The organism is Marinobacter sp. ATCH36, from assembly GCF_023555055.1.
Taxonomy (GTDB): domain Bacteria; phylum Pseudomonadota; class Gammaproteobacteria; order Pseudomonadales; family Oleiphilaceae; genus Marinobacter.
In genome coordinates, this window is sequence record NZ_JAMJPL010000003.1 from 281,493 (window position 1) to 306,995 (window position 25,503).

General features: G+C 57.7%; 22 protein-coding genes. 10 read left to right on the forward strand and 12 right to left on the reverse strand.

The window, feature by feature from the left end; translation table 11 throughout:
- Nucleotides 1-5: 5 nt before the first annotated feature.
- Nucleotides 6-1,217: a type II secretion system inner membrane protein GspF gene (gspF, locus tag M8010_RS12185; protein WP_250091566.1), complete on the reverse strand. Its 1,212-nt coding sequence runs from the start codon at nucleotides 1,215-1,217 to the stop codon at nucleotides 6-8.
- Nucleotides 1,218-1,221: 4 nt separating this feature from the next.
- The gene (gene gspE / locus M8010_RS12190; RefSeq protein WP_250091567.1) at nucleotides 1,222-2,730 is read right to left on the reverse strand and encodes a type II secretion system ATPase GspE; all 1,509 of its coding nucleotides are present in this window, start codon (nucleotides 2,728-2,730) and stop codon (nucleotides 1,222-1,224) included.
- Nucleotides 2,731-2,888: 158 nt separating this feature from the next.
- Between gspE and M8010_RS12195 the strand changes: the two genes are divergently transcribed.
- From M8010_RS12195 to M8010_RS12225, 7 genes are all read left to right on the forward strand, one after another.
- On the forward strand, nucleotides 2,889-3,545 hold the full coding sequence (locus tag M8010_RS12195) for a type II secretion system protein N (protein ID WP_250091569.1): 657 nt from the start codon (nucleotides 2,889-2,891) through the stop codon (nucleotides 3,543-3,545).
- An 8-nt stretch (nucleotides 3,546-3,553) separates the two neighbouring features.
- On the forward strand, nucleotides 3,554-4,225 hold the full coding sequence (locus M8010_RS12200; protein ID WP_250091570.1) for a transglutaminase-like cysteine peptidase: 672 nt from the start codon (nucleotides 3,554-3,556) through the stop codon (nucleotides 4,223-4,225).
- Between the two features lie 98 nt (nucleotides 4,226-4,323).
- Nucleotides 4,324-5,916: an FAD-binding oxidoreductase gene (locus M8010_RS12205; RefSeq protein ID WP_250091572.1), complete on the forward strand. Its 1,593-nt coding sequence runs from the start codon at nucleotides 4,324-4,326 to the stop codon at nucleotides 5,914-5,916.
- Nucleotides 5,917-5,918: 2 nt separating this feature from the next.
- Complete coding sequence (locus M8010_RS12210; protein ID WP_250091574.1) at nucleotides 5,919-7,541, forward strand: glycerol-3-phosphate dehydrogenase/oxidase; 1,623 nt, start codon at nucleotides 5,919-5,921, stop codon at nucleotides 7,539-7,541.
- A complete protein-coding gene (locus M8010_RS12215) occupies nucleotides 7,538-9,100 on the forward strand; it encodes an FGGY-family carbohydrate kinase (RefSeq protein ID WP_250091575.1) in 1,563 nt (520 codons plus the stop codon). Before M8010_RS12210 ends, M8010_RS12215 begins: the two co-directional genes overlap by 4 nt.
- Nucleotides 9,101-9,208: 108 nt before the next feature.
- A complete protein-coding gene (locus tag M8010_RS12220) occupies nucleotides 9,209-10,051 on the forward strand; it encodes a cytochrome c oxidase assembly protein (RefSeq protein ID WP_250091577.1) in 843 nt (280 codons plus the stop codon).
- Entirely contained in the window at nucleotides 10,048-10,671 is a 624-nt protein-coding gene (locus M8010_RS12225) for an SCO family protein (protein ID WP_250091578.1), read from the forward strand. The genes M8010_RS12220 and M8010_RS12225 overlap by 4 nt, the downstream gene beginning before the upstream one ends.
- On the opposite strand, the gene M8010_RS12230 is transcribed toward M8010_RS12225, so the two are convergent.
- From M8010_RS12230 to M8010_RS12270, 9 genes are all read right to left on the reverse strand, one after another.
- Nucleotides 10,648-10,809, reverse strand: coding sequence for a hypothetical protein (locus M8010_RS12230; RefSeq protein WP_250091580.1), 162 nt, complete (start codon nucleotides 10,807-10,809; stop codon nucleotides 10,648-10,650). The two genes, M8010_RS12225 and M8010_RS12230, sit on opposite strands and share 24 nt — an antisense overlap.
- Nucleotides 10,810-10,868: 59 nt before the next feature.
- The gene (locus M8010_RS12235) at nucleotides 10,869-12,173 is read right to left on the reverse strand and encodes a TRAP transporter large permease (RefSeq protein ID WP_250091581.1); all 1,305 of its coding nucleotides are present in this window, start codon (nucleotides 12,171-12,173) and stop codon (nucleotides 10,869-10,871) included.
- A 4-nt stretch (nucleotides 12,174-12,177) separates the two neighbouring features.
- A complete protein-coding gene (locus tag M8010_RS12240) occupies nucleotides 12,178-12,717 on the reverse strand; it encodes a TRAP transporter small permease (RefSeq protein WP_250091582.1) in 540 nt (179 codons plus the stop codon).
- Between the two features lie 38 nt (nucleotides 12,718-12,755).
- Nucleotides 12,756-13,730: a TRAP transporter substrate-binding protein gene (locus M8010_RS12245; protein ID WP_250091584.1), complete on the reverse strand. Its 975-nt coding sequence runs from the start codon at nucleotides 13,728-13,730 to the stop codon at nucleotides 12,756-12,758.
- A gap of 142 nt (nucleotides 13,731-13,872) precedes the next feature.
- On the reverse strand, nucleotides 13,873-14,616 hold the full coding sequence (locus M8010_RS12250; protein ID WP_250091585.1) for a 3-oxoacyl-ACP reductase family protein: 744 nt from the start codon (nucleotides 14,614-14,616) through the stop codon (nucleotides 13,873-13,875).
- A gap of 213 nt (nucleotides 14,617-14,829) precedes the next feature.
- Nucleotides 14,830-15,399, reverse strand: a complete 570-nt coding sequence (locus M8010_RS12255; RefSeq protein WP_250091586.1) for a condensin complex protein MksE — start codon at nucleotides 15,397-15,399, stop codon at nucleotides 14,830-14,832.
- Nucleotides 15,392-16,792, reverse strand: coding sequence for a hypothetical protein (locus M8010_RS12260; protein ID WP_250091588.1), 1,401 nt, complete (start codon nucleotides 16,790-16,792; stop codon nucleotides 15,392-15,394). Before M8010_RS12260 ends, M8010_RS12255 begins: the two co-directional genes overlap by 8 nt.
- Nucleotides 16,785-19,727, reverse strand: coding sequence for a coiled-coil domain-containing protein (locus M8010_RS12265; RefSeq protein WP_250091589.1), 2,943 nt, complete (start codon nucleotides 19,725-19,727; stop codon nucleotides 16,785-16,787). The genes M8010_RS12260 and M8010_RS12265 overlap by 8 nt, the downstream gene beginning before the upstream one ends.
- Entirely contained in the window at nucleotides 19,720-20,502 is a 783-nt protein-coding gene (locus M8010_RS12270; RefSeq protein WP_250091590.1) for a hypothetical protein, read from the reverse strand. Before M8010_RS12270 ends, M8010_RS12265 begins: the two co-directional genes overlap by 8 nt.
- A 141-nt stretch (nucleotides 20,503-20,643) precedes the next feature.
- Between M8010_RS12270 and M8010_RS12275 the strand changes: the two genes are divergently transcribed.
- Genes M8010_RS12275 through M8010_RS12285 form a run of 3 tightly spaced genes read left to right on the forward strand, consistent with a single transcriptional unit; the run spans nucleotide 20,644 to nucleotide 22,628 of the window.
- A complete protein-coding gene (locus M8010_RS12275; protein ID WP_250091591.1) occupies nucleotides 20,644-21,171 on the forward strand; it encodes a CIA30 family protein in 528 nt (175 codons plus the stop codon).
- A gap of 47 nt (nucleotides 21,172-21,218) precedes the next feature.
- Nucleotides 21,219-21,533 carry an ArsR/SmtB family transcription factor gene (locus M8010_RS12280; protein ID WP_250091835.1) on the forward strand — a complete coding sequence of 105 codons (315 nt, stop codon included), beginning with the start codon at nucleotides 21,219-21,221 and terminating at the stop codon, nucleotides 21,531-21,533.
- A gap of 48 nt (nucleotides 21,534-21,581) precedes the next feature.
- Nucleotides 21,582-22,628, forward strand: a complete 1,047-nt coding sequence (locus M8010_RS12285; RefSeq protein ID WP_250091592.1) for a permease — start codon at nucleotides 21,582-21,584, stop codon at nucleotides 22,626-22,628.
- Nucleotides 22,629-22,636: 8 nt separating this feature from the next.
- Here M8010_RS12285 and fdhF read toward each other — a convergent pair whose 3' ends face one another.
- Nucleotides 22,637-25,495 (reverse strand): formate dehydrogenase subunit alpha, encoded by a 2,859-nt coding sequence (gene fdhF, locus M8010_RS12290; RefSeq protein WP_250091593.1) that lies wholly within the window; start codon nucleotides 25,493-25,495, stop codon nucleotides 22,637-22,639.
- Between the last annotated feature and the right edge of the window lie 8 nt (nucleotides 25,496-25,503).

Here is a 25,503-nt window from a genome sequence, read left to right on the forward strand (position 1 = left end):
GCGGGCTAGCCAACCAGGTTACTCATATTGAGAATCGGGAGCATGATGGCCAGCACAATAATGAGGACCACCACACCCATCAACAACAGCATCATGGGTTCGAACAGGCCCACAATGGCCGCGATTTTCGATTGCAGGGTTGTCTCCTGCATGGTTGCTGTCCGCTCCAGCATGCTGTCCAGTTCACCACTGGCCTCACCGCTGGCGATCATGTGCAGCATCATGGGCGGGAAGTAGCCGGTCTGATCCAGCGAACGATGCAGCGACCCACCCTCGCTCACCTTCCTCGCCGCATCCTTCAATTCCTGACGCAGATAATCATTGGATAATACCTCGCCAGCAATTCGCATGGCATCCACCAGGGGAACACCACTGGTGGTCAGAATGCTGAGTGTGCTTGCGTAACGGGCGGTATTGACGCCGCGTACCATGCCAGCCAACAACGGCATATTCAGCAACCCCTTATGAAACCTCATTCGGAACGCAGGCTTGCGCAAGGACCACCGGAATGCGGCAATAGCGGCAATGATCAGTATCAACAGATAAATGCCGTAATCGCCCAGAAAATCTGACACCGCCAGCATTGCCGATGTTAATGCCGGCAGCTCTTGCCCTTGCTTCACAAAGACTTCAATAATATCGGGCACCACGTAAGTGAGCAGGAACACCACGATGGCGATGGCAACCACACTGAGAATGATCGGATAAATCGCAGCAAGCTGGATCTTCTGGCGTGATTCCTGTCGCGCCTCGGTGTAATCCGCCAGCCGGTTAAGCACCAGGTCAAGGTGCCCGGCATGTTCGCCGGCCGCCACGGTAGAACGGTATAACCGCGGGAAAGCCCGGGGGAACTCACCAAGACTGTCAGCAAGGCTATACCCTTCCATGACTTTCGCGCGAATCGCAATCAACATGCTACGAATCCGCGGGCTGGACGACTGCTGGGCCGCCGCCGAGAGGGCCTGTTCAATAGGAATGCCGGACTGTATCAGTGTTGCCAGTTGCCGGGTAACAAGTGCAAGGTCGGCGGTGGCGAGGCTACCGCGGCTGCTCAGTGGGTTACTGCGCGTCTGCTTTTCGGTAGCAGGCTCCACCGCTAAGGGCGTCAGCCCTCTTTCGCGCAGTTGCTGGCGTACCGCCCTGGGTGCATCCGCTTCCACGACACCCTGTTTTTGCTTGCCGCGACTGTCGAGAGCTTTGTATTCGAACGCTGGCATGAATCTACTTGCTCCGGTGGGTCACACGCAGGACTTCTTCAACCGTGGTCACCCCATCCAGGATCTTCTGAACGCCATCGGCGTGGATGCTCGGGCCATGGAGCCGGGCTTCGTGCTCCAGGTCCAGCTCCCCTGCCCGTTTGTGAATCAGCGAGCTGATTTCTTCATTCACTTCAACCACCTCATAGATACCTATACGGCCGCGGTAGCCTAAATGGTTGCAGTGCTCGCAGCCCGTGGACCGGTATATGGTGGGCGGATTGGCCGGGTCCTGCTGCAGGAACTCGCAGTGTTCTTCACTGGGCTCATAGGGCTCCCGGCAATCCTTGCAAAGCACTCGCACCAGGCGCTGGGCAACGATACCCACAAGACTGGAGGAGATCAGGAACGGCTCGATACCCATATCCATAAGGCGGGTAATCGCGCCTACGGCGGTGTTGGTGTGCAGGGTCGACAATACCAGGTGGCCGGTCAAACTGGCCTGCACGGCAATTTCGGCGGTTTCAAGGTCGCGGATCTCACCAATCATCACCACGTCCGGATCCTGGCGAAGGATTGCCCTCAGCCCCCTGGCAAAGGTCATATCCACCTTGGTATTGACCTGGGTCTGGCCGATTCCCGGAAGGTTGTACTCGATGGGGTCTTCAACGGTCAGAATGTTCCGGCTGCGGTCGTTAATCTCCTGCAATGATGCATACAGGGTTGTCGACTTACCGGAGCCTGTCGGGCCGGTGACCAGCAAAATACCATAAGGACGATAGATCAGCTTCCGCAATACCTTAAGATCGTTGCCGGCCATGCCCAGGGATTCCAGGCGAATGTTGCCAGCCTGCTTGTCCAGCAGACGCAGTACCACACGCTCGCCACTGGAAGACGGCATGGTCGAGACCCGGATGTCCACCTCCCGCCCGGCAACACGAAGCGCAATACGGCCGTCCTGGGGGACGCGCTTTTCGGCAATATCCAGTTTTGCCATAACCTTGATACGGGACACCAGCAAAGGTGCCAGCGCCCGCTTGGGCTGAACCACTTCCCTGAGCACGCCGTCTACCCGGAAGCGCACTACCAGGCGGGTTTCATAGGTTTCGATATGCACATCCGACGCGCTGGTCTTGACCGCCTCCGTCAGAATGGCGTTGATCAGCCGGATAATCGGGGCATCATCTTCCTGTTCCAGCAGATCTTCGGTTTCCGGCACCGAATCAGCCAGGGAGGCCAGGTCCATGTCGTCGCCGATGCCTTCAACCATTTGCATGGCCTCGGCGGAATCGTTCTGATAGGCCGCATTCAGAGCGGCATCGAACCTTGCCGGCTCAATGGTTGAGAATCTGGCCCGGCCACCACTGATACGATTAGCTTCCGCCAGCGCCGAATGACCGGCGCCCGGACGCACCAGGATAACCGGCTCGCCGTCGTCATTGCGGGTCAGAATGACGCCATTGCGCTTGGCAAACGTGAAGGGAAGACGGCCCAGCGGAGCATCCTGCGGATGAAGTTCTGTTTCTGTATCCACGAGTTCCAGAATCCCTTTTTATTCAATTAATTCAGAAAGGCTACCATAGGATATGGAACCGCTGAATAACTCTATACACTATACTGCCAATTAAACTTTTCAGTCTGATAACCTGTGAGCCTTTTGCCGGTCCACAGCAGCGCTTTTCGGGACAGTCCATGCTTTTAACCAGCTCGAGGTTACCACTGTTAATTGCCACCGTCGCAGGCATTACCATGATTACTGTGACAGCCTGTCAGGGATATCGTTTCTGGCAGAATGAAACGAATACGACGCTGTCCGAAATCTCCTCCGAAAGAGCCCAGACCGCCACCGACGCCCCGCGGGAACCTGATGTCAACCTGGCCTCTCTTGACCTGTTCGGCAAACCCGGGGAGGTAGACAGCAAAGCGGAACCTGACACCGAAAACCTGCCAGAAACCAACCTGCGACTGTTCCTCAGGGGTGTGCTCGCGGCTTCCGGTGATTTTCCCGGCAGCGCACTGATCGAAGATGACAAGCGTCAAACCGAAGCCTATCTGGTCGGCGACGAGCTACCCGGCGATGCCACGCTTCGTTCCGTGCGGGCCAACCGAGTCATCATTGAACGAGGGGGTAAACTGGAGAATCTCTATTTCCCGGAAGACGAAGACAATTCCGGCGTTTCACTGGCGTCCAGCCAAACAACCGGGGGCGATGACGATCCGCAGACACAGGCCAGGCCAGTGAGTTCAGGGCAGGCTTCTTCCGGCACCAACGGCAACAGTGAACAGCGTCGGGAAGAAATTCGCCGGCGGCTGGAGCAGCTACGTGAACGCCTGAGAACGAATAACTGAGGAAAACCATGGAGACGGCCGCACTGCCCACCGGAAGCCGCTACTCCCTGCTCTCTTTAGTCTCCGTATTGCTGATGGTTACCACACTGACAGTGGCGGCGTTCGAGCTTGGTGAACGCCTGATGGACTATGTGCGGTCCGAATTTGGCGATGAGGCCCACGGCCGCCTGGAAACCTGGCAGAACCTTCACAACATGGCTTCCAATGCGCCTGTCGACCGGCAACTCAGGCTGGTCAATTCCTTTTTTAACCGCGCCCGCTTCGTGACCGATATGGAACACTGGGGCGAGGAAGACTACTGGGCTACGCCGGTAGAACTGCTGACCACCAACGGTGGTGACTGTGAGGATTTCTCCATTGCCAAGTATCTGACCCTGAAGTCCATGGGTGTGCCGGATGAACAGCTGCGCATTGTCTACGTCAAGGCTTTGGAGCTAAACCAGGCCCACATGGTGCTTGCCTGGTACCCAGAGCCGGATGCGGACCCGCTGATACTCGACAACCTCATCAACGACATCAAGCCTGCCTCACAGCGACCGGATCTTGAGCCGGTTTACAGTTTCAATGGCGACGGACTGTGGCTTAATCGCTCAGAAGGCGACAGCAAGCGTATTGGTGAAGCCGAGAAGCTCTCCCACTGGCAGGATCTTAACAGCCGGCTTATTGACACCCTCCGTTGACGCCATAAGACACAACTCCTGTCGCCAGATGACATAGCCACTGGAACAAATGGCGGTACAATCCAAAGCGTATAAACCACTTTATAAGGATTGTCAGTATGCGACGCTGGAATGGCTGGGGCGATGACCAGTTCAACGTTGAGCTACCCGACAGTGGGCGTCAGTTCCTCGAAAAGCGCATCGGTAGCGCTACCCTGCTCAGCGACACTTCTCTTGAAGCTGCCTGTGCACAGGTACCTGCCAGCCGTTTGCCGGAACATGCAGCTGTGGTGACAATTGCAGAAGACCGGGTGCGTCATGCCCGTGGCCAGAGCCTGGCCGACTGGCTTGCCATGCGCAGCGGGGATTTCGGAGTATTTCCGGATGGCGTGGCTTATCCGGAATCATCCCAAGACGTGGAAACACTGCTTCGCTATGCCGAAGAACATGGCATTGTAGTGATCCCTTATGGCGGCGGGACCAGCGTTGCAGGACACATCAATCCCGTTGTGAGCGATAAACCGGTACTGACGGTGGATATGGGGCGCATGAACCGGCTGATTGACCTCGATCGCGAAAGCCAGATCGCCACCTTCGGTTCCGGTACGCCCGGCCCGCTGGTGGAATCCCGGTTACGTGCGCTGGGATACACGCTCGGGCACTTTCCCCAGTCATTCGAGCTTTCCACCATTGGCGGCTGGGTAGCCAGCCGTTCCAGTGGCCAGCAGTCGCTCCGATATGGTCGCATAGAGCAGTTGTTTGCCGGTGGCCGGATTGAAACGTTAAAAGGCACGCTGGAGATCCCTACCGTGCCAGCCTCCAGTGCCGGCCCGGACATTCGCGAGATGATTCTGGGCTCTGAAGGCCGCATCGGTCTGATCACGGAGGTAAAAGTACGGGTCACACCCCTGCCCGCCCATGAAAGCTTTCACGTGGTGTTTTTCTCCAGCTGGGACGAAGCCCGCACCGCCTGCCGCAAACTGGTTCAAAACCGCACTCAGCTTTCCATGCTGCGCCTGAGCAACGGCACTGAAACCGAAACCCAACTTGCGCTGGCCGGTCATCCGGCGTTGATAGCAATGCTCGAATCCTATCTTTCACTGCGAGGGGTAAAAAACGGCAAATGCATGATGACCTTCGGCATCACTGGCAGCAAACGCCAGTGCAGCAATGCCCTGAAAGAAACCCGCGCCATCTGCAGTGAGCATGATGGAATATACACCGGTAAAAAACTGGGCGATAAATGGGCTGCCAAGCGCTTCACCATGCCTTATTTGCGAGAAGCCCTCTGGCGGATTGGCTACGCAGTCGACACCCTGGAAACCGCCACCGATTGGGATAACGTCGACAAAATCTTGAGCCTGATTGAAGAAAACCTTCGTAACAAACTGAATAATAACAATGAATCAGTCCATGTATTTACACATCTTTCACATTTCTATACCCAGGGCTGCAGCATCTACACCACCTATGTGTTCCGCGTTGCCGACAGCTACGATGAAACCCTGGCCCGCTGGAGGACCATGAAAGACAGCACCTCCGCCGTTATCGTCAACAACGGCGGCACCATCAGCCATCAACACGGTGTCGGCAAGGACCACGCGCCCTTCCTTGCAGTAGAGAAAGGCGAACTGGGCATGCTGGCCATCCGCTCCCTGTGCCAGACCTTTGATCCGGCGGGCCTGCTTAACCCTGAAACCCTGGTGGAATAACCATGTCTCTGACCCGAGCACAGAAGCTGGAACAGATCCAGAGCGGTAATTCGGCGTTCGACCTCGTGGTGATTGGCGGGGGTATCACAGGTGCCGGAGTTGCCCGCGAAGCGGCAGGCAGTGGCCTGCGTACGTTATTGCTAGAACAGAATGACTTCTCCTGGGGCACCTCCAGCCGATCCTCGAAAATGGTCCATGGTGGTCTGCGATACCTGGGCAGCGGCCAGTTCAGCCTCACCAGAGACGCGGTGCGGGAGCGTGACCGTCTGATGGCGGAGGCTCCGGGGTTGATCGACCCTCTACGCTTTGTCATGCCCCACTACCGTAAACAGTTTCCCGGGCCCCGGCTGTTCCAGATTCTGTTGCGAGTTTACGACAAGATAGCGCGTAAACCTTCCCGGCAGCGGCTCTCGCCGGCTGAAACCCTGCAGTGGGTACCGGGACTGGCAACTGACAATTTATTAGGCGCCAGCGGCTTTACCGACGCGGTCACAGACGATTCCAGACTGGTGCAACGGGTGATTGAGGAGGCTGAGGCCGATAGAGCTCTGTGCCTGAATTACCTTCACGTAGAGGATATTATTCGTGACCGCGACAGTGGCGCTGTCTCTGGCGTCCGGCTTCGCGACACCGGTACCGGAGAAGAGTCATTTAGCGTTAATACCCGGCTGGTGATTAATGCCACGGGCGCCTGGGCGCGCCAATTCCAGCAGGCAGATGTTGATAACACCCGCATACGTCCCCTCAGAGGCAGCCACCTGGTTCTTCCCTTCAGCCGCCTGCCTGTTTCCTGTTCTGTCTCATTGTTTCATCCCGAGGACCGGCGCCCGGTATTCGCCTTTCCCTGGCAGGGCACTACCGTGCTGGGCACCACCGACCTGGATCATGAAGACAGCCTTGCCCGCGAACCCGCGATCACCCGCACAGAAATGGATTACCTGTTGCAGATCGCGGCAACCCTGTTTCCTTCCAGTGCCATTACCGAGCGCGACATCATTGCAACCTGGGCCGGTGTGCGGCCAGTGGTAAGCGCACGGAGTACGAAAGCAAAGAGTACAGACGCAAAGCCCGTGAAGCCTTCAAAGGAAAACCGTGAGCACGTCACCTGGTCGGACAACGGACTGATCAGTATTGCCGGTGGAAAACTCACCACCTTCCGGCTGATCGCCCGGGAGGTACTGGCGCGCGCGCAAAACCTCGTACCAGGCTTCAAGCTCAGAAAAAACGAGGCGCGCGTTTTCTCACCACCAGCGGAGCTTGAGCGGCCGCCGAGTATCGGCCATCAAAATTGGGAACGCCTGCAAGGCTTCTATGGGCCCTCATTGAGCCAGGTGCTGGCTGCCGGCTCCCACAGCACCATAGCCCCGTCGGACACATTGTGGGCGGAGCTGGCCTGGGCTGCGGGCCACACCGGCGTTGTCCATCTGGACGATTTGTTACTCCGGCGCACGCGACTTGGCCTGATTCTACCGTCGGGAGGAGAGTCACTGATGCCAGAAATACGAACGCTATGCCAACCCATCCTGGGCTGGGACAACAGCACCTGGGATCGTGAGCAGGTGCGGTATCTTGGAATTAGGCATTCCAGCTATTCGCTCCCCGTAAACGGCAGCAAGGCGAGATGAGCCCGGAAAAACCGCTGATTCTGGCCATCGACAACGGCACACAGAGCGTTCGCGCCCTGCTGTTTGACGCTCATGGAAACCTGGTGGCCAAAGGCAAGCAGAACATTGAACCCTATTATTCCGAACAGCCCGGCTGGGCCGAACAACACCCGGAGTATTTCTGGGAGTCCCTGGGCGACGCATGCCGGCGGTTGTGGGAGAGTTCAACTGCTGACCCGGGCCGGGTAGCCGGTGTCACCGTAACGACCCAGCGTGGAACGGTGATCAATCTTGACAGCAATGGCAAACCCCTGAGGCCGGCCATCATCTGGCTGGACCAACGCCATGCCAAAGTTGACGGGCCCGTGCCAGGCCCCTGGGGATGGCTCTTCAAACTCCTCCGCCTGGAACCTACGGTTGACCGTTTTCGCGAGAAAACCCAGGCCAACTGGATCGCCCAGAACCAGCCTGAAATCTGGGCTGATACGAGTCATTTCCTGCTACTTTCCGGTTACCTGAATTATCGTCTGACCGGCCGCTTCCGCGATTCGACAGGCAGCCAGGTGGGCTACATTCCCTTTGACTTCAAGCGCCACCGCTGGGCAGGCAAGCGTGATTTCAAGTGGCAGACCATGCCGGTCAAGCCCGAGATGCTGCCGGAACTGGTCCAACCCGGCGACCGAATCGGCGAGCTGACGGCTGATGCCGCCGCTCACCTCGGCCTCCCTGCATCCTTGCCGGTAATTGCCGCAGCGTCAGACAAGGCCTGTGAAATCCTTGGGTCCGGCGGTCTGACTCCAGATATTGGTTGTATGAGCTATGGCACTACAGCCACCATCAACACCACCAATAAGCGCTATATCGAGCCTGTACGGATGATGCCGCCCTATCCGTCCGCCCTGCCCGGGCACTATTCCACGGAAGTCATGATCTACCGGGGCTTCTGGATGGTCAGCTGGTTCAAACGGGAGTTCGGCCTGAGGGAGCAGAAACTGGCTGAACAAAGAGGCATAGAGCCAGAGGTGCTATTCGATGAGCTGGTTCGTGCCGTGCCGCCCGGTTCCATGGGCCTTATGCTGCAACCTTACTGGTCACCCGGGGTACGCCAGCCCGGTCCCGAGGCGAAAGGCTCCATCATCGGCTTTGGTGATGTACACACCCGTTCCCACATTTATCGTGCCATCCTGGAGGGGCTTGCCTACGCACTGCGTGAAGGTAAAGAGCGCATTGAAAAACGTAGCGGCGTTCCTATCCGCAAATTGAGAGTAGCCGGGGGCGGTTCCCAGAGCGACGCGGCCATGCAGCTGACTGCAGACGTATTCGGGTTACCCGCCGAACGCCCCCATACCTACGAAACGTCCGGTCTGGGTGCGGCCATCGACGCTGCTGTGGGGCTTGGCCTGCATGCGGATTTTGAAACCGCGGTTGGGGCTATGACCCGCGTCGGTGACGTATTTTACCCGGAGGAAAAGGCCCAGAAGCTGTATGAGCGGCTCTATCGGGAGGTATACCTGAAGATGTATCCGCAGCTGCAGCCCCTGTACCGAAAAATAAGAGACATCACCGGTTATCCCGAATAACACGGGCAGTCCAACTATCGCTTGAATTTAATCGCCAGTCCGGTAAAACTCTGATCCTGCGACCATAACAATTCTCTGGTTTCACACCAGTGCATCAAGGCATACTCGATGTCCGCCGTAGACTACCTGATACCCTATGATTTCTCGCCAGTGACCATACTCGGCTTCGTGCTCGTGCTGGGTTTCTATGGGTACGGGCTTTTGGCGATGCCAGAGGCAGATCGGCCAGGTAGTGGACGAATACTGGTCTTTGTTGTCGGGGTCATGATTTGCTACGGCGTTATGCAGACCCGGTTCGACTACTACTCCCAGTACATGTTTTTCGTTCACCGGGGCCAGCACCTGATCCTTCATCATCTGGGTCCATTTCTGATCGCACTGTCCAACCCACTGCCGGTGATGCGCTTTCTTTACAGCCGAATCAAGCCTGGTATCAGGCAGGCACTGACGCCTCTGGGATGGATATACCGGTTTTTACAGCACCCGGCCATTGCATCCTTCCTGTTTGTCGGCCTGATTTACTTCTGGCTGTGGCCGCCTATTCACTTCGACGCCATGCTAAGCCGTGATCTTTACTGGATCATGAACTGGAGCATGCTACTGGACGGACTGCTGTTCTGGTGGCTTATCTTTGACCCCCGGTCACCGGTTGTCAGCGATGCGCTTGGCTATGGCAAACGCATCCTGCTACTGGCGCTGGTAGCGCTTCCCCAAATGGTCCTGGGAGCCACAATCGTGTTTTCCAGGGGCATGGTTTACGACGTCTATGAAGTCTGCGGCCGCGCCTGGCCAATGCCACCGGAAACGGATCAGCTGCTGGGCGGGCTGCTTACCTGGATTCCACCCGCCATGATGAGCATTCTCGGCATACTGATCATCCTTCGCCGCGCCATGCGTGAAGACGGGAAGCTATCCCCCTATTCCGAAAAACTGGAGGCCACCCACCCATGAGCATCCTGCGCCGATCACGCTTTCTTAACCGACTGTCAATCATCGCTGTGATGACATCATCGGCCATACTGGCGGGCTGTTTCGGCGATGACGAGTCCTGGCGTGGCAAGGACATTAGCGGTCTGATGCCGGAACTGGCCTTCGAGCTGACGGACACATCCGGCGACACCCTGACCGCTGATGACACCGCCGGCGAAATCCGCATGGTGTTCTTCGGCTTCACCTCCTGCCCTGACGTCTGCCCGGCAACGCTTCAGAAGCTTTCTCGTGCTGTGAAAGACATGCCCGGCGAGTTACAGGAAGACACCCGCATTGTCTTCGTCAGCGTGGACCCAAAGCGGGACACTCCGGAGCGTATCGCCAGTTACGTGGATTTCTTCAGTGACAGAGCCATTGGCCTGACCGGCGAAGAAAAGGCACTGCGGGAGCTGAGCAAGCGTTATCGCACCACCTTCGGTTACGATGACCCGGATGAGGAAGGCAACTACAACGTTTCCCACAGCGGAGCGGTCTATGTGTTCGACCGCGAGGGAGACGCTCGCCTCCTGTTCAGGCCTGACCTGAGCATTGAGGACATCCGCGCTGACCTGGTTGCGTTAGCCGAGGAAAGTGGTATCTAAGTTGTCGGTCCTGGCCCAGCCAATGTCTTGGTCCACAAAACGCCCAAGCAGGCGTTCCGGTACGAACACAACGGCGGCTCGCCCGCCGCGATGAGGTGTGGATAGCAACTGGGGTAATCCGGGGAACTGTGGCTTCATGAGCAATGCTCCTGATAGAGCTGACTGACGTTTGCTTGAGTATAGTCGGGTTTGGTCGGTCAATTTCCCATTTTACCGGGCAGATAGGTGACAATTTCCGGGAAAATGGTGATCAGGAACACTCCGGCCAGCAGCAGCAGAAAATAAGGCAACGCGGCCATCGCAATCCGGATAATGTTGTCACCGGTAAGCCCCTGGATCACAAACAGGTTGAACCCCACCGGAGGCGTTATCTGGCTCATTTCCACCACGATCACCAGGTAGATTCCAAACCACATCAGGTCGATCCCGGCGGCTTGCACCATCGGCAGGATCACCGATGTCGTCAGCACCACAACGGAAATACCATCGAGAAAGCAGCCCAGAAGAATGAAGAACGCCGTCAGTGCCAGGAGCAGCATGTAGGGAGACAATTCCAGTGTATTGATCCAGGCTGCCAGGTCCCGGGGAATGCCGGTAAAACCCATGGATACAGTCAGAAAATGGGCGCCAACGAGAATGAAAGCGATCATGGTGGAGGTTTTCACCGTGCCCATCAGGGCTTCCATACAGTTGGCCCTGCTCAGGGAACCGCCACGCCAGGACAGCAGGTGCGCCAGGGCAACACCGACCGCAGCCGATTCGGTTGGTGACGCCAGCCCGGCATAGATAGATCCGATGATACCGACAATGAGCAACACCACCGGAATCAGTGGCTTGCTGCGGCGAAACTTCTCTGCCAGCGGCAAGGATTCTTCTTCATCAGTCGGCACGCCGGAGGGATTCATCCTCGACCATATACCGACATAGCCAGCGAACAACACCATTAACAGCAGGCCCGGCAGAATGCCGGCCACGAATAGCCTGGCAATGGATTGCTCAGTGGCAACGCCGTACACAATGAGGATTATCGACGGGGGAATCAGCAGGCCGAGGGTGGCTGAACCGGCAAGAGTTCCCAGGACCTGCTTGCGATCATAGCCTCGCTGGGTGAGCTCCGGTATTGACATTTTTCCGATGGTTGCCGCGGTCGCCGCCGACGAACCGGAAATTGCAGCAAAGATTCCACAACCGATAATGTTGGTATGAAGAAGTCGGCCCGGAATGCGACCAACCCACGGGGCAATACCGTTGAACATTTCCTCCGAGAGCCGGGAACGAAAAAGCACCTCGCCCATCCAGATAAACATGGGCAGCGCTGCCAGCTCCCAGGACGCGCTGGCCCCGTAAAACGAGGTTGACAGGCTCTGGCCTATCGGAATGTTGCTAAGGAAATGCAGTGCCGCCAGGCCAGTTGCGGTCAGAGCAAAGGCTACCCATAGCCCTGCTGCAAGCAAAATCAAGAGCCCGATCAGGAGCGCCAGGCTCATCCAGATCATGTCCATGGTTTTACTCCATCGGGGCCTGGTCTTTGATATGGGTAATGCGACCAGTGATCAGCCCGACCAATACATCGAGCAAGGCAACCAGAAGCCAGATGAGCCCGACCACCATTACTGCTTGCGGGAACCAGAGGGGAACCGGAACCATGCCAATGGAGAGATCGCCATAGTCATAGCTGTCATAGGCCAGCAGAATACAGTACCAGGTGGCGAATCCGGTGATCGCCAAAGCGGTTACTGTCACCAGAACGTCCAGGGCTTTCTGAATACTCCCCGGAAGTGCCCTGTGCAGAAGGTCAACCCGGATATGCCCGCCCACCATCAGTGTGTAGGCCAGCCCGGTGAAGGTGGCCCCGAGCAACAGAAAACCCGCCAGTTCCGCCAGACCCGGTATCTGCAGGCCCAGAGATTTCATTCCCAGAGCCTGCAGGGCTTCGTCGAGAACTCGTCCGGACACCTGGAGCACCACCATAGCCATGATCGCTGCAAGCTGCAGTGCCGAGAGGTACCCGCCGAACCGGTACAGAGAGTCCAGAAACCTGCGCATGGATATTCTCCGGGTTGTTTTGCCTGTCTATCCGAAGACTAGCGGGCGCGATAGGCTTCCAGCAGCTCCTTACCGTCATCACCGGCACGCTCCAGCCATTCCTGCTCCATCGCCGCACCAACTTCCTTGAGGCGTTCAACCAGTGCATCGCTGGGTTCGGACACGATAATGCCGTTTTCTTCCATGATTTTGATCTTGGCGTCGGTCTCGGCCTTGCTGGCTTCCCATCCCCGCTTCTCGGCTTCAGCAGCGGCCGTATCAATCGCTTTTTGAGCAGACTCAGAAAGCGCGTCGAAACTCTTGGCGTTGACGATAACCATGTTTTTCGGCAACCACAGTTGAGCATGGTTGAAGTGGCTCAGATAATCCCATGCCCTCGTATTGGCCCCGGTTGACGGGGATGTGATCATAGCGTCGACTCGACCGGTGCCAAACGCCACCGGAATATCCGGCACTTCGACCTGAGTCGGGACAGCATCGAAGAGTTCGGCCAGGCGTTCGCTCGATTTGTTGTAGGCGCGCATCTTCACACCCTGGAGTTCGTCGCCGGTTTCCACCGGGAACTCCGTATAAATACCCTGCGGCGGCCAGGGCACTGCAAATAGCAGCTTCAGGCGCTGGCCTTCAAGACGCTCTGCAAGGATATCCCGGGACGCCTGCCAGAGTTCCCAGGCTTCATCGTAGTCGCTGGCCAGATAGGGAACCGAATCCGCCTCGAACAGCGGATCCTCATTTGCCAGTCGCGACATGATCAGCTCGCCGATGGGTACAAGGCCACGGCGAACAGAGTTCTTGATTTCAGGATGTTTGATAAGGGACCCGCTGCTGTGAACCGTAATGTTGAGTTCACCATTGGTGGCCTCTTTCACATCTTCAGCAAATTCGCGAATATTGACCGTGTGGAAGTTGGAATCACCGTAAGGCGTTGGCATATCCCAGTTCGTCTCTGCCTGGGCATTACCGATGACCGCGCAGAGAATAAATGCAGCCAGGTGCTTGGTGTTTATAGTCATGTCCCCTCCTTTTGGCACCGGAAAATTTCGATCCAGGCCATGCGATTTTGTTTCACCCGCCGACGGCCATGCAGCATGACTCGTCGGCGGATGTTGCGTTTCCCACTGCAATTAAACGCATTTGAGCACGGGCCCGGAACACCTACATATAAACACCGCCGTTCACATTGATCTGCTGTCCGGTAATGTAATCGCCTTCCGCCACAATGAATACCACTGCACGGGCAATTTCTTCAGGCTTCCCGAAGCGCCCCATGGGCACCCTGGCAACTATCTTTTCCCGGATATGATCAGGAACCTGGGCCAGCATCTCGGTTTCGGTAAAACCCGGAGCAATGGCGTTAACCGTGATGTTGTATTTCGCCAATTCGATCGCAAGGGTCTTGGTGAACGCGATTATTCCGCCTTTACTGGCAGCATAGTTTGCCTGGCCATAATTGCCGGCCTGGCCCACAAAGGAGGTAATGTTGACGATGCGACCATAACCCTGGTCCATCATGATTTTATGCACTTCCGAGCAGGTGGCGTAAACACTCCCCAGGTTGGTGTCCAGCACATCCGTCCAGTCCTCGTCCGTGAGGTTCTTCATAGCCTTGTCGCGGGTAATTCCGGCGTTATTGATGAGAATATCAACCCGGCCCCACGCGTCGTTCACTTTGCGAATCAGGCCCCTGGCAGCGCTCATGTCCGACAGATCTGCCTGAACCGCCATTGACCGGATACCGGTGTTCTCCAACTCTTTAACGACTTCATCGGCATCAGCGCTTCGGGAGCGGTAGTTAATGGCAACGTCAGCCCCACGACGTGCAAGCTGCAAAGCTATTTCCCGACCAATCCCCCGTGAGCCACCCGTTACAATCGCCACTTTACCTTTAAGATCCTGCATATTCGTTCCCACCCTTTTGTTTTTGTCGATCCTGCCCCTCCCCTGTTAGAGGCCGGGACGCGGCACCAGATCAGGCAATTTCTTTTTTCTGAAAGCCTCAATTGAAATTAGCAGAGGGAACAGGACCGGACAAATTCGGGGATGCAAGTAATCAGATACCCCGGAAGATTTTCTCCAATCCAAAAGCACCATTGATTTCATGTGGTCTGGTTCTTATCCGTGCTCATACTCACGAACCAGCTCCTGAAGAAAATAGAGCCCCGCGGAGCTCAGAAAGCACCGACCGGCCCCGGCGCGGAACAGCAGATTGCGTTTATCCAGGTAATCCAGGGCTTCCGAAAAGTCTTTTTCAAACCGTGCCGCCCGCAGAATTTCCTGATATTCCTCATCGCCCGCCAAAGCTTCGAGATCCTGCTCATTCAACCCCGCATCGGGCCGACCAAGGTATTCCAGATCCCGACCGCTTCGCGCGAAATAGCGCCCGATCAGTAGCAGTATTACCTGGACCCGAAAAGCATTTTCATCGTGCTCTTCGTTCTCGTCGTCACTGCTTTCCTTGAGAAAGAAAAACGAACCGGTATCGTTGAACACCAGCTCGCTGCCCAGGTGCTCATAGAAAGTGCGGAAATGGGACAGATGGTTGTACAGCAGGTTGTAAAGCGGATTGGCACGCAGCTCGGAGCGGTTGCTGTCCCAAACGTCACGCACAATTACCCGACCGGCCTGGAATTCCCGGAAGATAGCAGCGCTGTGGGCGGGCAGGATTTGATCGAACTCAGACATGGTGTTGCTCCAGGCGACGCTTACGGTAGACAAACTGCTCACTGTCGGATGACTGGTCCAGGATTCGGAAACGGTTGGTGGTGACCACCTGCAGGCCCTCCGGTGGCGTATTGATCAGCCGGTTCAGGGCCGCCAGCAAGTCCGGAAAACGATAGCCGGGGATAAAGCCGTCCAGCCGGCCGTGCAGCTCCCGCACCAGGTCGGTGGTCGGACGCAGATCCAGGGTTTCCAGCCATTGATAGAGCTGGTTGATGCGCTGAACATCGATGCGGGTGTGGCGGCCGCTGCCTTCTACTGCCTGCAGAACCGGTACCTCGGCTTTGCGGCGAAGATCGTTCAGGCGCAGGTCCAGTTCGCTGAACAACAATTGGTAGTAGCTGGACGAGTTACCGAAGGCGTAGTGTTTCGGGTGCTGCTGGGCCCGTAGGCCGAGCAGGAAACCGGTGCTGCGGGCAAAGTCGCCTCCCTCCAGCCATTTTCGCTTGAGGCTGAGAGTCTCGGTTTCGCCCTTGAGTTCCTGTAGCTTGCTGTAGAAATGTTCCATGGCGTTGTACTGGACCATGCCCTGGCGGGTCTTGCGCAGGAAATGCTCCACCTCCCGGGCCACTGCCTGAATGGGTTTGTAAAGGGCGTTTAGGCTGATGGAGGAACGGAACAGCTGGTCCGCCAGGCTGTGGTCGCCGGCATTTTCCAGCAGACGGACCATGGCTTCCAGGGTCTCGAACAGGTTGCTGCCATCGGGCAGGCGGGTGTCCGGGTTGAGGAACACCAGGGTCGGCTTGATGTGGCGCTCGTAGAGGGTAACGATCTGCTCGAACAGGTTCTGGCGGAACTCCAGGTATTTGTCCGGCGCCCGGCTGGCGTCGCCGGACAGATCCGCAAGCTGCGCGCTGATCATCTGCATGCGCAGCACGTTCTGGCGCAGCAGGCCGATCAGCTGGCTGACCCGCTCGTTCAGGTCGTCCCGCAGTTCGGTGTAATCCGGGTCCGCGTCACTAAAGCTGCTGGTTTCCAGACGATTACGCACGTCCCGCAGGGTCACCAGATGGCCTCTCAGGCGGGCATCGGTCAGTTCCTGGTAGAGCGACGCGTTGCAGGCCCGCATCAGGTTGATCAGGGCATCCTGGAACACCAGCCGCCGCTCGCCCTCGGCCTTCATAATATCGATCACCAGGCCGCTGCGGAACAGGTTATCGGTGTTCAGGGCCAGTCGCACCCGGTCCCGGTCGGCCCTGCCGAGGGTGCGGGTATAGTCCATTACCTCGGCCACCAGATCACTCTCGCGAATGTAACGGGCCTCATTCCGGTCCATCCGTTCGATCATCCGAAACAGGATCTTTGGGTGCTCGAACAGCAGCCGGGTGGTATCCAGGGTGCTGAAGCGCTTACTCATCCGCTTGCTCCAGCAGACTGTTCTGGGTCTGGTCGGCCCAGTGGCTCACCGGCTCGCCATTGGTGAAGCCTTCCGGCCCGCCCCAGAACACCAGGGTGCGATTGGCACTGTAGGGCCGCGCGGTGCGCATCTGCCCCACTTCCAGATGGCGGCCAACCAGGTAAATCACTTCGGCGCTGGCACTGTGGGTAGCGGCGGAGAACAGGTTGAAGCCCTGCTTGCGCAACCGTTCCAGAAGCGACGGCACCTGGCTGATGTCCACGCTGGCCAGTTCGTCCAGAACCAGCGGGAAGGACAGCTGCACGCCCGGGTAAAGCACCCGTTTCAGCAACCGGTACACCAGCTCCAGATTGATCAATGCGATGGTGGAGGTGGACTGGCCTTTCTTGTCCAGGCCCGTGGCGCTCTCCTTGCGGGTGCGGTAGGAAATGCCGGTGATCACCCGGTCCATGGTCAGGCGCTTGCTACCGCCCTGCTCCCCGAAAAAGTCCGCCACAAACACCCGCAAACGGTCATAGAAGGCATCGGACTGCAACTGGTTGCCATAAGGGTCGATGTTGTTGGCTTCCTCCACCAGGTTGCGGAATTTCGGGTCGGTGTGGATATCGACCCGGATTTCCACCAGATCGTTGATGCGCACGCCATCCAGCTCACGGTTCAGCTGCGCTTCAAAACGGGCAATGTGCTCGTGGTTGGATTTCAAAGCCTGCCGATAGCTGGCCACAGTCTCGTTGTGGATACCAACCTGCTGCTCCAGCACACTCCAGCGCTCTGCCATACCGGCAAACAGGTCCGACAGACTTTTGAAAGTTTCGCGGATGACCGACGACGCCGGGCTGTCTTTCTGCAATTCGCCTTCGGTATCTTCGTGGATGCCCAGGTAGACGAACTGACGCAGGTGGTCGAGGATGCTGCGACGGCGTTCTTCCAGATCGTCCAGCTGGGTTTGCAGGTCGTCGAATGCGGCGACCGAGACCTGCTCGATATCCAGTGGTTGCTCGATTTCCACGGTTTTCAGGTGCGGGAAACGGTGTTCCACAGTGCCTACACTACGGCTAAGGCCCGCCAGTTCCCGCTCCCGCTCTTCGATACGTTCTTTTTCGGCCCTGGCTTTAGCGGCTTTTTGCTGAACGGCGTCCTGCTTCTCGTGTTCGAACCGCGCCTGCTCTTCCAATTTGGCCAGCTGTTCCTCGGCTGCCTGCTTTTCCTCGGTGGCGTCCCGAAGAGTGGTTGCGGTGGCCGGATAACGCTGGAGCGTTTCAAGGTCTTTCTCGATGGCGCGGATTTCCTTTTCCGTGCGCTCGATCAGTTTGGGCCGGTCCTGTTCTTTATTGGCTGTGTCCGCCAGCTCGGACCGCTCCCTTTCCAGGCCATGAAGCTCGCCATCAATGTGCCGACGCTGCTCGGCGAAGTCGGTCTGCCGGGCGGGCTGAGCCGGGTATTCGGCGTCGAACCAGTCAAAGCCTTTGTCATTGGGCACAAACAGCCGGGCAAAGGCTTCGATGGCGGCTTTGCTGTCGGCATCCAGATCCTGGCCCGGGCTGGCCATCACCAGCCGAGGGTCGACGGCTCGCAGAGGCGCGGCGGTAGCCTCGTCCAGCTGGTTTTGCAGCTGCCATTGCTGTTTGCTTTCACGTTCTTTCAGGGTTTCGAGCTTGCGCTCCAGTTCCTGGGTTTTGCGCTGGATCTGTTCCAACCGGATTTCTGCCTGGGCGGCACTCTTCAATGCGGCCAGGTGACCTTTCTTGCTCTCGAGTTCCTCTCTCTGGATGTCCTCGATTTCCTGCAGGGTCATTTCCCCGTACTGGGATACCAGCAGATCGCCGTCTTTCTGGTTCTGCTCCGCCTGCTTGATGCGGCGGTCGGCGGAGCGGATTTCGCCCCTCAGGCCGCTGTCGTCCTGCTCCAGCTTTTTCAGGGCCTGCAACACATGGCGCAGGATGTCGTTCTGCTCGTTGAACGCTTCTACGGCGGCTTTGCGCCTGGCACCAATATCCTGCAAGGCATTGGCAACTCCATCCCGAAACGCGGCAAAGTCGTGTTGGCTGCGAAGCAAGGTCTGGTAGGCCTGATAATCCCTTTGCAGCTTTTCAAACCGGACCCGCTCTTTCTCGATCTGGTTCAGCTGGGTTTGTTGCTGCTTTAACTGTTCATGCCGGTTAAGGAAATCGTCGATGTTGAAATCGAAGGCATCTTCGGCAAACTTCTTGTCCGCCTCGATGATGCTGGCCACCGCATTGGCCATGGCCTGATCGTCCGCCTTCATTTCGAACAACAACAGGATCAGCGTCCGCAGCGACTGCACCCGGCGCTCTTCGGACTCGCCCAGAGGCAGCACGGAGTAGCGCACGGCATCGGCGTTCATCAGCTCGCTGCTGTACAGCATCTGTTTGAGTTTGGCTGGGTCACTCACCAGACGGGTTTCTTTGGAAAGTTTTTTCAGGTTTTCCGACAAGCGGCTGAACGACAGCTCCGGCACCGCCTGCCCGATACCGTCCTCATCGTCGCCGTTCCAGAACATGGGCCGCAGCTGATCATAACCCACCGGCACAAAAGCGCGACCGTAGCTGAGCTGGCTGGCGCTGTCCCGGTACAGAATCTGGCAATGCACCCCGGCCGGGTTCTCGGCTTCCATGATCAGGAAACTGAACTGACTGGGAAAGTAATGCTGGTAGCTTTCCTCGTTGGTGTAGAAGCTGCCGGCGCTGGCATTGCGAAAAGCGAATTTCTTGCGGCTGTTCTTGAAGTTGTTCTCTGGCAACAGGAACAGCCGCAGGCTGTTTAAAAGGCTGGACTTGCCCAGGTTCCCCGGCCCCAGGATCAGGCCGTGGTTATCCAGCGGAATTTCCACGTAACAGAATCCGGCGGAATCCACCAAGACAAGACGGCGAATGCCAAAGGTGTAATGGCTTGGGCTCCCCTGGGAGTCACTCATCCAGAATCATCTCCTGTTCCATGAATTTGCCGGTCGCTCGAAACGCCTCTGCAAGGGCCGCAAAGCCAAGCCCTTCCGCCAGCGATACCGCTCTTGTAAAGCGTTCGGTACTGTCCGGTATCTTGCAGAACTTCGCCAGCCATGGTTTCCAGTCACGCGGCTGCACAAAGGTGGCCTTGTCACCGAGCGAGGCCGCAATTGTCGAGAACATTTGCAGACCACCCGCATCATAATCGAATGCGCAGAATACTGCTTCGTAGCCGCTTAACCAGTCAAGAATTGCGCCCCGGGTAATCCGGTTGCCACCCCCCAACACCAGGTCACAGTTTGCCAGCTCCAGACGCTTGCCCAGTGCCTCGCTGGCAAAATTCAGCATCTGCGGATACTGGTAAAAATTACGCTCATTCTCCACCACCAGCACCGACCGGGCCCTTTGAAAACCAGCATTGACAGACTCGTTCTCTATCACCGCCACATCCGGCCGACTGGACAACAGCCCCTGATGATAAACCAGAACAAAACTGACCTCGGTGCCATGACGGTGGGAATTGCCCTTCTTCGCGGCGTCTACCCGGCTTACCGGGGCTTCCGCGACATTCTGCAACTCCGCGAAAGTGGTTTCATCCAGGACTGTGACGATCCAGCGGTTGGTTTGTACCTTTTCCGTGGCAAATAATTCCCGATGGCGGCGGCGAAACTTGTCCGGGAGCTTTTTTAGAAAGGCCTCGTAATTTATCGGGTGGCCGTGAAGGATTTTCTCGAGGTAGTCGTTCAAGGGTGCACCACAATCACTCTGAATAGTGTTTTTGAACGTATGGTTGGCAATTAGTGTAACGCTACCATGCGCCTACTGTATCGGGGGCTTTTGATACAGAATGATAGGCTGAGCCTCTGCAAAACTATTGAAGGTAAATCAATGAAAGAAAGGCACACTAGCAGTAACTGCAACCCAACCCTGGTTACGTTCGATATTCAGGGTAATCCATTGGAATGGGAATCCCTCGGTGACCAGGTGATGGGCGGACAATCCGACGGCCAGCTGGTCTGCTCTGAGGAAGGCGTCGGCCACTTCCATGGCACGGTTCGACTGGACAACGGCGGCGGCTTTGCCTCCGTCAAAGCAGACTTGCCGGAACCGATCGATGCCGCGCAATGGACTGGTATTGAATTGCTAGCACTGGGGGACGGAAAAACCTACAAGATTGGCCTTCGCAACAGCACCGACCGACGCAGTATTGTGTACCAGCATGCATTTACACCCGACACCAGAAGCTGGAGCCGCATCCGGCTTCCTTTCATGGACTTCATTCCTACCTGGCGAGGCCGGACAGTGCCCGATGCAGAGGCACTTGAAACCAGTCGATTGGCGTCAGTGAGTCTGTTTGTTTCTGGGCGGCAGGCCGGGGAGTTTGCGTTGAAGATGCAGGACTGGCTTCTTTACTGATCGATAATATTTACAAAACCAGTTTTATAGTTATAATTGCGTTTATGATGACGACAACCCGAACAGCCCGCGCGCTTGCCGCGCTTGGACATGAAGTACGCCTTTCCATATTCCGGCTCCTTGTAAGAGCAGGCGATGAGGGATTGAACGTGGGTGAAATCAATCAGCATCTCGGCATCGCGCCTTCCACGCTGGCGCATCACCTGTCCACGCTTGTGGATGCCGGGCTTGTAGTACAGGAAAAGCGCAGCCGTGAAGTCGTCAACAGGGCGGAATACGCAGTGATGCGGGAAACGCTGGACTTCCTCACCTCTGAATGCTGTACGGGTGTAAAGATAAAGCCTTCCAAGGAAACCGCCTGAACTGAGTTTTTTTGGCGATAATATAACTACTAACCTAGGTATATCGTTATGGAAAATATAACCCCTAATGTCCCGATGGTTCAGGCGCTGACCAGGATCTGGAGGGAGTACCGAGTCTGGCTGGCCTCCTTGACGATCGTAATGGTATTGGCCATTTTTGATCCAGGACAGGCATTGGACAGCGTTCTTTTTGCAGCCAAGGCGTTAATGCAGACCGCCCCTTTCCTGGTGCTTTCCATTGCTATCGCTGCCTGGGCCTCAGCAACCGGCGCCGACAACCTGATTGCCCGGGCTTTCACTGGTGCTCCCATGACCATGATCCTGATGGCCGCGATTGCGGGTGGCGTCTCGCCATTCTGCTCCTGTGGGGTGATACCGTTAATTGCTGCGCTGCTTGCCATGGGGGTGCCCTTGTCGGCAGTAATGGCTTTCTGGCTGGCCTCCCCAGTCATGGATCCCTCCATGTTTGTCCTGACAACGGGTGTCCTCGGGCTGGAATTTGCCATCGCAAAAACGCTGGCGGCAGTCGGACTGGGTTTATTCGGTGGTTGGGTTGCTCACAGCCTGAGCAAAATCGGCGGGCTGTCTTCGCCGTTACGTGAGGGGATTGGTAACGGTGGTTGCGGCGGGAGCAAGATCCGCGCGCCCAAACCGGTTCTGTGGCGGTTTTGGGAAAATCCGGAGCGCCGTGCAAGATTCGGGCGCGAGGCGTCAGGCATCACCCTCTTCCTTACCAAGTGGCTGGTGCTGGCGTTCCTGTTGGAGAGCCTGATACTGGCTTTCGTCCCGGTCGAGACCATTACCTCGGTTCTGGGCGGCACCGGATTCGGTCCAATTGTGCTCGGCACCCTGGTCGGCGTACCCGCCTACCTGAACGGTTATGCGGCGTTACCACTTGTTGGTGGACTCATTTCCCAGGGTATGGCGCCCGGCGCCGGGCTGGCGTTTCTGGTTGCCGGAGGGGTGACATCGCTTCCCGCGGCTCTTGCTGTATGGGCCCTGGTAAAGCCAGGAGTATTTGGGCTCTATATTGCGCTGGCGCTCAGTGGCGCTTTGTTTGCAGGCGTTCTGTTTCAGCTATGGAGCGCAACGTGAGAATGACATTAGGCCGGGCTCAGCCGGCACGCCGCATACTTGAACTCCGGAATCTTCCCATAAGGGTCCAGCGCCGGGTTGGTAAGCAGGTTCGCTGCCGCCTCCGCAAAGGCAAAGGGTATGAACACCATACCTTCGGGCATGGCCTGATCGACCCGTGCAGTCAGGGTAATGCTGCCACGCCGGGTGGCGACCTGGATTGCATCGCCCGACGCTACGCCGAGGCGAACCATTTCCGATGGTGCCAGATAGGCGGCAGCCTCGGGCTCCCTTTCGTCCAGCACCCGACTGCGACGGGTCATGGCCCCGGTGTGCCAGTGCTCGAGCAGTCGGCCTGTGGTTAGAACGGTGGGATAAGCCTTATCCACCGGCTCGTCTGGCGGTAGCGGACGAGCCGGCGAGAATTTGGCCCGGCCACCCGCGCGAGGGAAAGCGTCAGAGAAGACCACATCCTGCCCAGGCCCGTCGTCGGCAGGGCACGGATAGGTCACCGAGCCTTCGCGTTCCAGACGGAACCAGGAGATGTGATCGAGCGAGTGCATACCCTGTTTCATCTCGGCGAATACCTGCTCGGGGCCATCGTAATCCCAATCCAGCCCGAAACGCCGGGCAATTTCCTGAATAATCCACCAGTCGGGCTTTGCTTCTCCCGGCGGCGCCAGCGCGGCGCGGCCCATTTGCACCTGCCGGTTGGTGTTGGTGACAGTACCGGATTTTTCTGACCAGGCGGCAGCAGGCAGGATGACGTCAGCAAACTGGGCGGTTTCTGTGACAAACAGATCCTGCACCACCAGGTGTTCGAGTGCAGCAAGCGCAGCTCGGGCATGGGTCAGATCCGGGTCGGACATCGCGGGGTTTTCGCCGAGGATGTACATGCCCTTGATGGTGCCCGCCGTGATGGCGTCCATAATCTCCACAACGGTGAGCCCCGGCTCCGGGTCAAGTTTGGTGCTCCAGAGTTCTTCAAAAGCAGAGCGCAGCTGGGCATCGCCCACCGGTTGGTAGTCGGGCAGTACCATGGGAATCAGGCCGGCGTCCGAGGCGCCCTGAACATTGTTTTGGCCACGCAATGGATGCAGGCCGGTTCCGGGCCGACCGGTGTGGCCGCAGGTCAGGGCCATCGAGATCAGGCAGCGGGCATTATCGGTGCCGTGCACGTGCTGGGAAATGCCCATGCCCCAGAAGATCATCGCCCGCTCGGCACCTGCGTAGGCCCGGGCCACTTCGCGAATGGTGTCCGGTTCAACGCCACAGAGTGGGCTCATTGCCTCCGGCGTCATGTCCGCGACACTAACTGCAAGTGCTTCGAAGCCTTCGGTGTGGTCGTCAATGTAGGCCTGATCGTAGAGTCCTTCGCTGATGATCACATTGAGCATGGCGTTGAAGAGCGACACGTCACCGCCCGGCGAAAAACGCAGGCTGCGCCATGCGTAGGCATCCAGCGCCTGGCCCCGGGGGTCGATGATAATCAGTTTGGTACCGTTTCGTGCTGCCTGCTTGAAATAAGTGGCAGCCACCGGGTGGTTCACGGCCGGATTGCAGCCGGTGAGGATCACCACATCGGCCTGAAGCGCCTGCATGAAGGAGGCAGTCACTGCGCCGGAGCCCAGGCACTCCATCAACGCTGCGACGGAGCTGGCGTGACAGAGCCGGGTGCAGTGGTCAACGTGGTTGGAGCCGAAACCGGTGCGCACCAGTTTCTGGAACAGCCAGGCTTCTTCGTTGGAGCACTTGGCGCTGCCAAAGCCGGCAAGCGCACTGGGACCGTGCATCCCTTTGAGCTCAGTTAGCCCGGTTGCGGCAAATTCCAGTGCCTCTTTCCAACTCGCCTCTCGAAAATGAGTAAGGGGGTTGGCCGGGTCAAAATCGGGGTCGAGGGCCTTGGGCATGCCCTCCCGGCGGATCAGCGGCCGGGTAAGCCGTGCCGGGTGCGCAGGGTAATCGAAGCCAAAGCGCCCCTTGACGCAAAGCCGGCCCTGGTTTGAGGGTCCGTCCCTGCCCTCAACAAAGAGGATGCGCCCTCGCTGCTCGCCATTTTGAGACGGCTCATCGTTCACGTGATAGGTCAGCTGGCAGCCAACGCCGCAGTAGGGACACACGGAATCCACCGTGCGATCGGCCATGGCGGAGTCTCCGCGGCCTTTGGCATCAATCAGGGTGGCCGGCATCAGCGCCCCGGTCGGGCAGGCCTGCACGCATTCGCCGCAGGCAACGCAGGTGCTGTCTCCCATGGGGTCATCAAAGTCAAAGACCACCTTGGACGCCGCACCGCGGTGCGCCAGACCAATTACGTCATTGCCCTGCACTTCCCGGCAGGCACGCTCGCACAAGCCGCAGGTGATGCAGGCGTCCAGATTGACGTTCATGGCAGAGTGGGTGGCGTCATGGCCCTGAGCGTGAGGTAGCTCATTGGACCGTTCCGCGACATGATGAACCGTGGGCTCTTCCCGCTCAGAACGGGCCGGCAGACGCTGGCGGACGGTACTGGCATCAATGGCCAGTTGATCCGCCGTATCCCACAGATGGCTTGAGCGATCCGGACTTTCTGTTCTCTCGGGTTGATCCGCCAACAACAATTCCAGCACCGTTTTACGGGCCGCCTGGACACGGCCGGAGCCCACGCTGCGAACAACCATGCCGGGCGCCGCCTCGCGAATACAGCTTGCGGCCAGCACCCGCTCACCCTCCACTTCCACCATGCAGGCGCGGCAATTGCCATCCGCGCGGTAACCTGGGGCGTCTTTGAAGCAGAGGTGCGGGATGGTCTCACCAGCGCGCTTGGCTACCTGCCAGAGTGTTTCGCCGGGGAACGCCTGAACGTCAGCGTCGTCCAGGGTCAGGGTGAAACTTATGCTGGAATGGCCCATGGCGGTCT

Coding starts and splice junctions, on each gene's coding strand:
- M8010_RS12285 (WP_250091592.1), top strand. CDS start 21,582: ATGGAAAATATAACCCCTAATGTCCCGATGGTTCAGGCGCTGACCAGG.
- M8010_RS12225 (WP_250091578.1), top strand. CDS start 10,048: ATGAGCATCCTGCGCCGATCACGCTTTCTTAACCGACTGTCAATCATC.
- M8010_RS12210 (WP_250091574.1), top strand. CDS start 5,919: ATGTCTCTGACCCGAGCACAGAAGCTGGAACAGATCCAGAGCGGTAAT.
- M8010_RS12205 (WP_250091572.1), top strand. CDS start 4,324: ATGCGACGCTGGAATGGCTGGGGCGATGACCAGTTCAACGTTGAGCTA.
- M8010_RS12260 (WP_250091588.1), bottom strand. CDS start 16,792: ATGAGTAAGCGCTTCAGCACCCTGGATACCACCCGGCTGCTGTTCGAG.
- M8010_RS12255 (WP_250091586.1), bottom strand. CDS start 15,399: ATGTCTGAGTTCGATCAAATCCTGCCCGCCCACAGCGCTGCTATCTTC.
- M8010_RS12240 (WP_250091582.1), bottom strand. CDS start 12,717: ATGCGCAGGTTTCTGGACTCTCTGTACCGGTTCGGCGGGTACCTCTCG.
- fdhF (WP_250091593.1), bottom strand. CDS start 25,495: ATGGGCCATTCCAGCATAAGTTTCACCCTGACCCTGGACGACGCTGAC.
- M8010_RS12250 (WP_250091585.1), bottom strand. CDS start 14,616: ATGCAGGATCTTAAAGGTAAAGTGGCGATTGTAACGGGTGGCTCACGG.
- M8010_RS12265 (WP_250091589.1), bottom strand. CDS start 19,727: ATGAGTGACTCCCAGGGGAGCCCAAGCCATTACACCTTTGGCATTCGC.
- M8010_RS12200 (WP_250091570.1), top strand. CDS start 3,554: ATGGAGACGGCCGCACTGCCCACCGGAAGCCGCTACTCCCTGCTCTCT.
- gspF (WP_250091566.1), bottom strand. CDS start 1,217: ATGCCAGCGTTCGAATACAAAGCTCTCGACAGTCGCGGCAAGCAAAAA.
- M8010_RS12220 (WP_250091577.1), top strand. CDS start 9,209: ATGTCCGCCGTAGACTACCTGATACCCTATGATTTCTCGCCAGTGACC.
- M8010_RS12245 (WP_250091584.1), bottom strand. CDS start 13,730: ATGACTATAAACACCAAGCACCTGGCTGCATTTATTCTCTGCGCGGTC.
- M8010_RS12275 (WP_250091591.1), top strand. CDS start 20,644: ATGAAAGAAAGGCACACTAGCAGTAACTGCAACCCAACCCTGGTTACG.
- M8010_RS12280 (WP_250091835.1), top strand. CDS start 21,219: ATGACGACAACCCGAACAGCCCGCGCGCTTGCCGCGCTTGGACATGAA.
- M8010_RS12235 (WP_250091581.1), bottom strand. CDS start 12,173: ATGGACATGATCTGGATGAGCCTGGCGCTCCTGATCGGGCTCTTGATT.
- M8010_RS12215 (WP_250091575.1), top strand. CDS start 7,538: ATGAGCCCGGAAAAACCGCTGATTCTGGCCATCGACAACGGCACACAG.
- M8010_RS12230 (WP_250091580.1), bottom strand. CDS start 10,809: ATGAAGCCACAGTTCCCCGGATTACCCCAGTTGCTATCCACACCTCAT.
- M8010_RS12195 (WP_250091569.1), top strand. CDS start 2,889: ATGCTTTTAACCAGCTCGAGGTTACCACTGTTAATTGCCACCGTCGCA.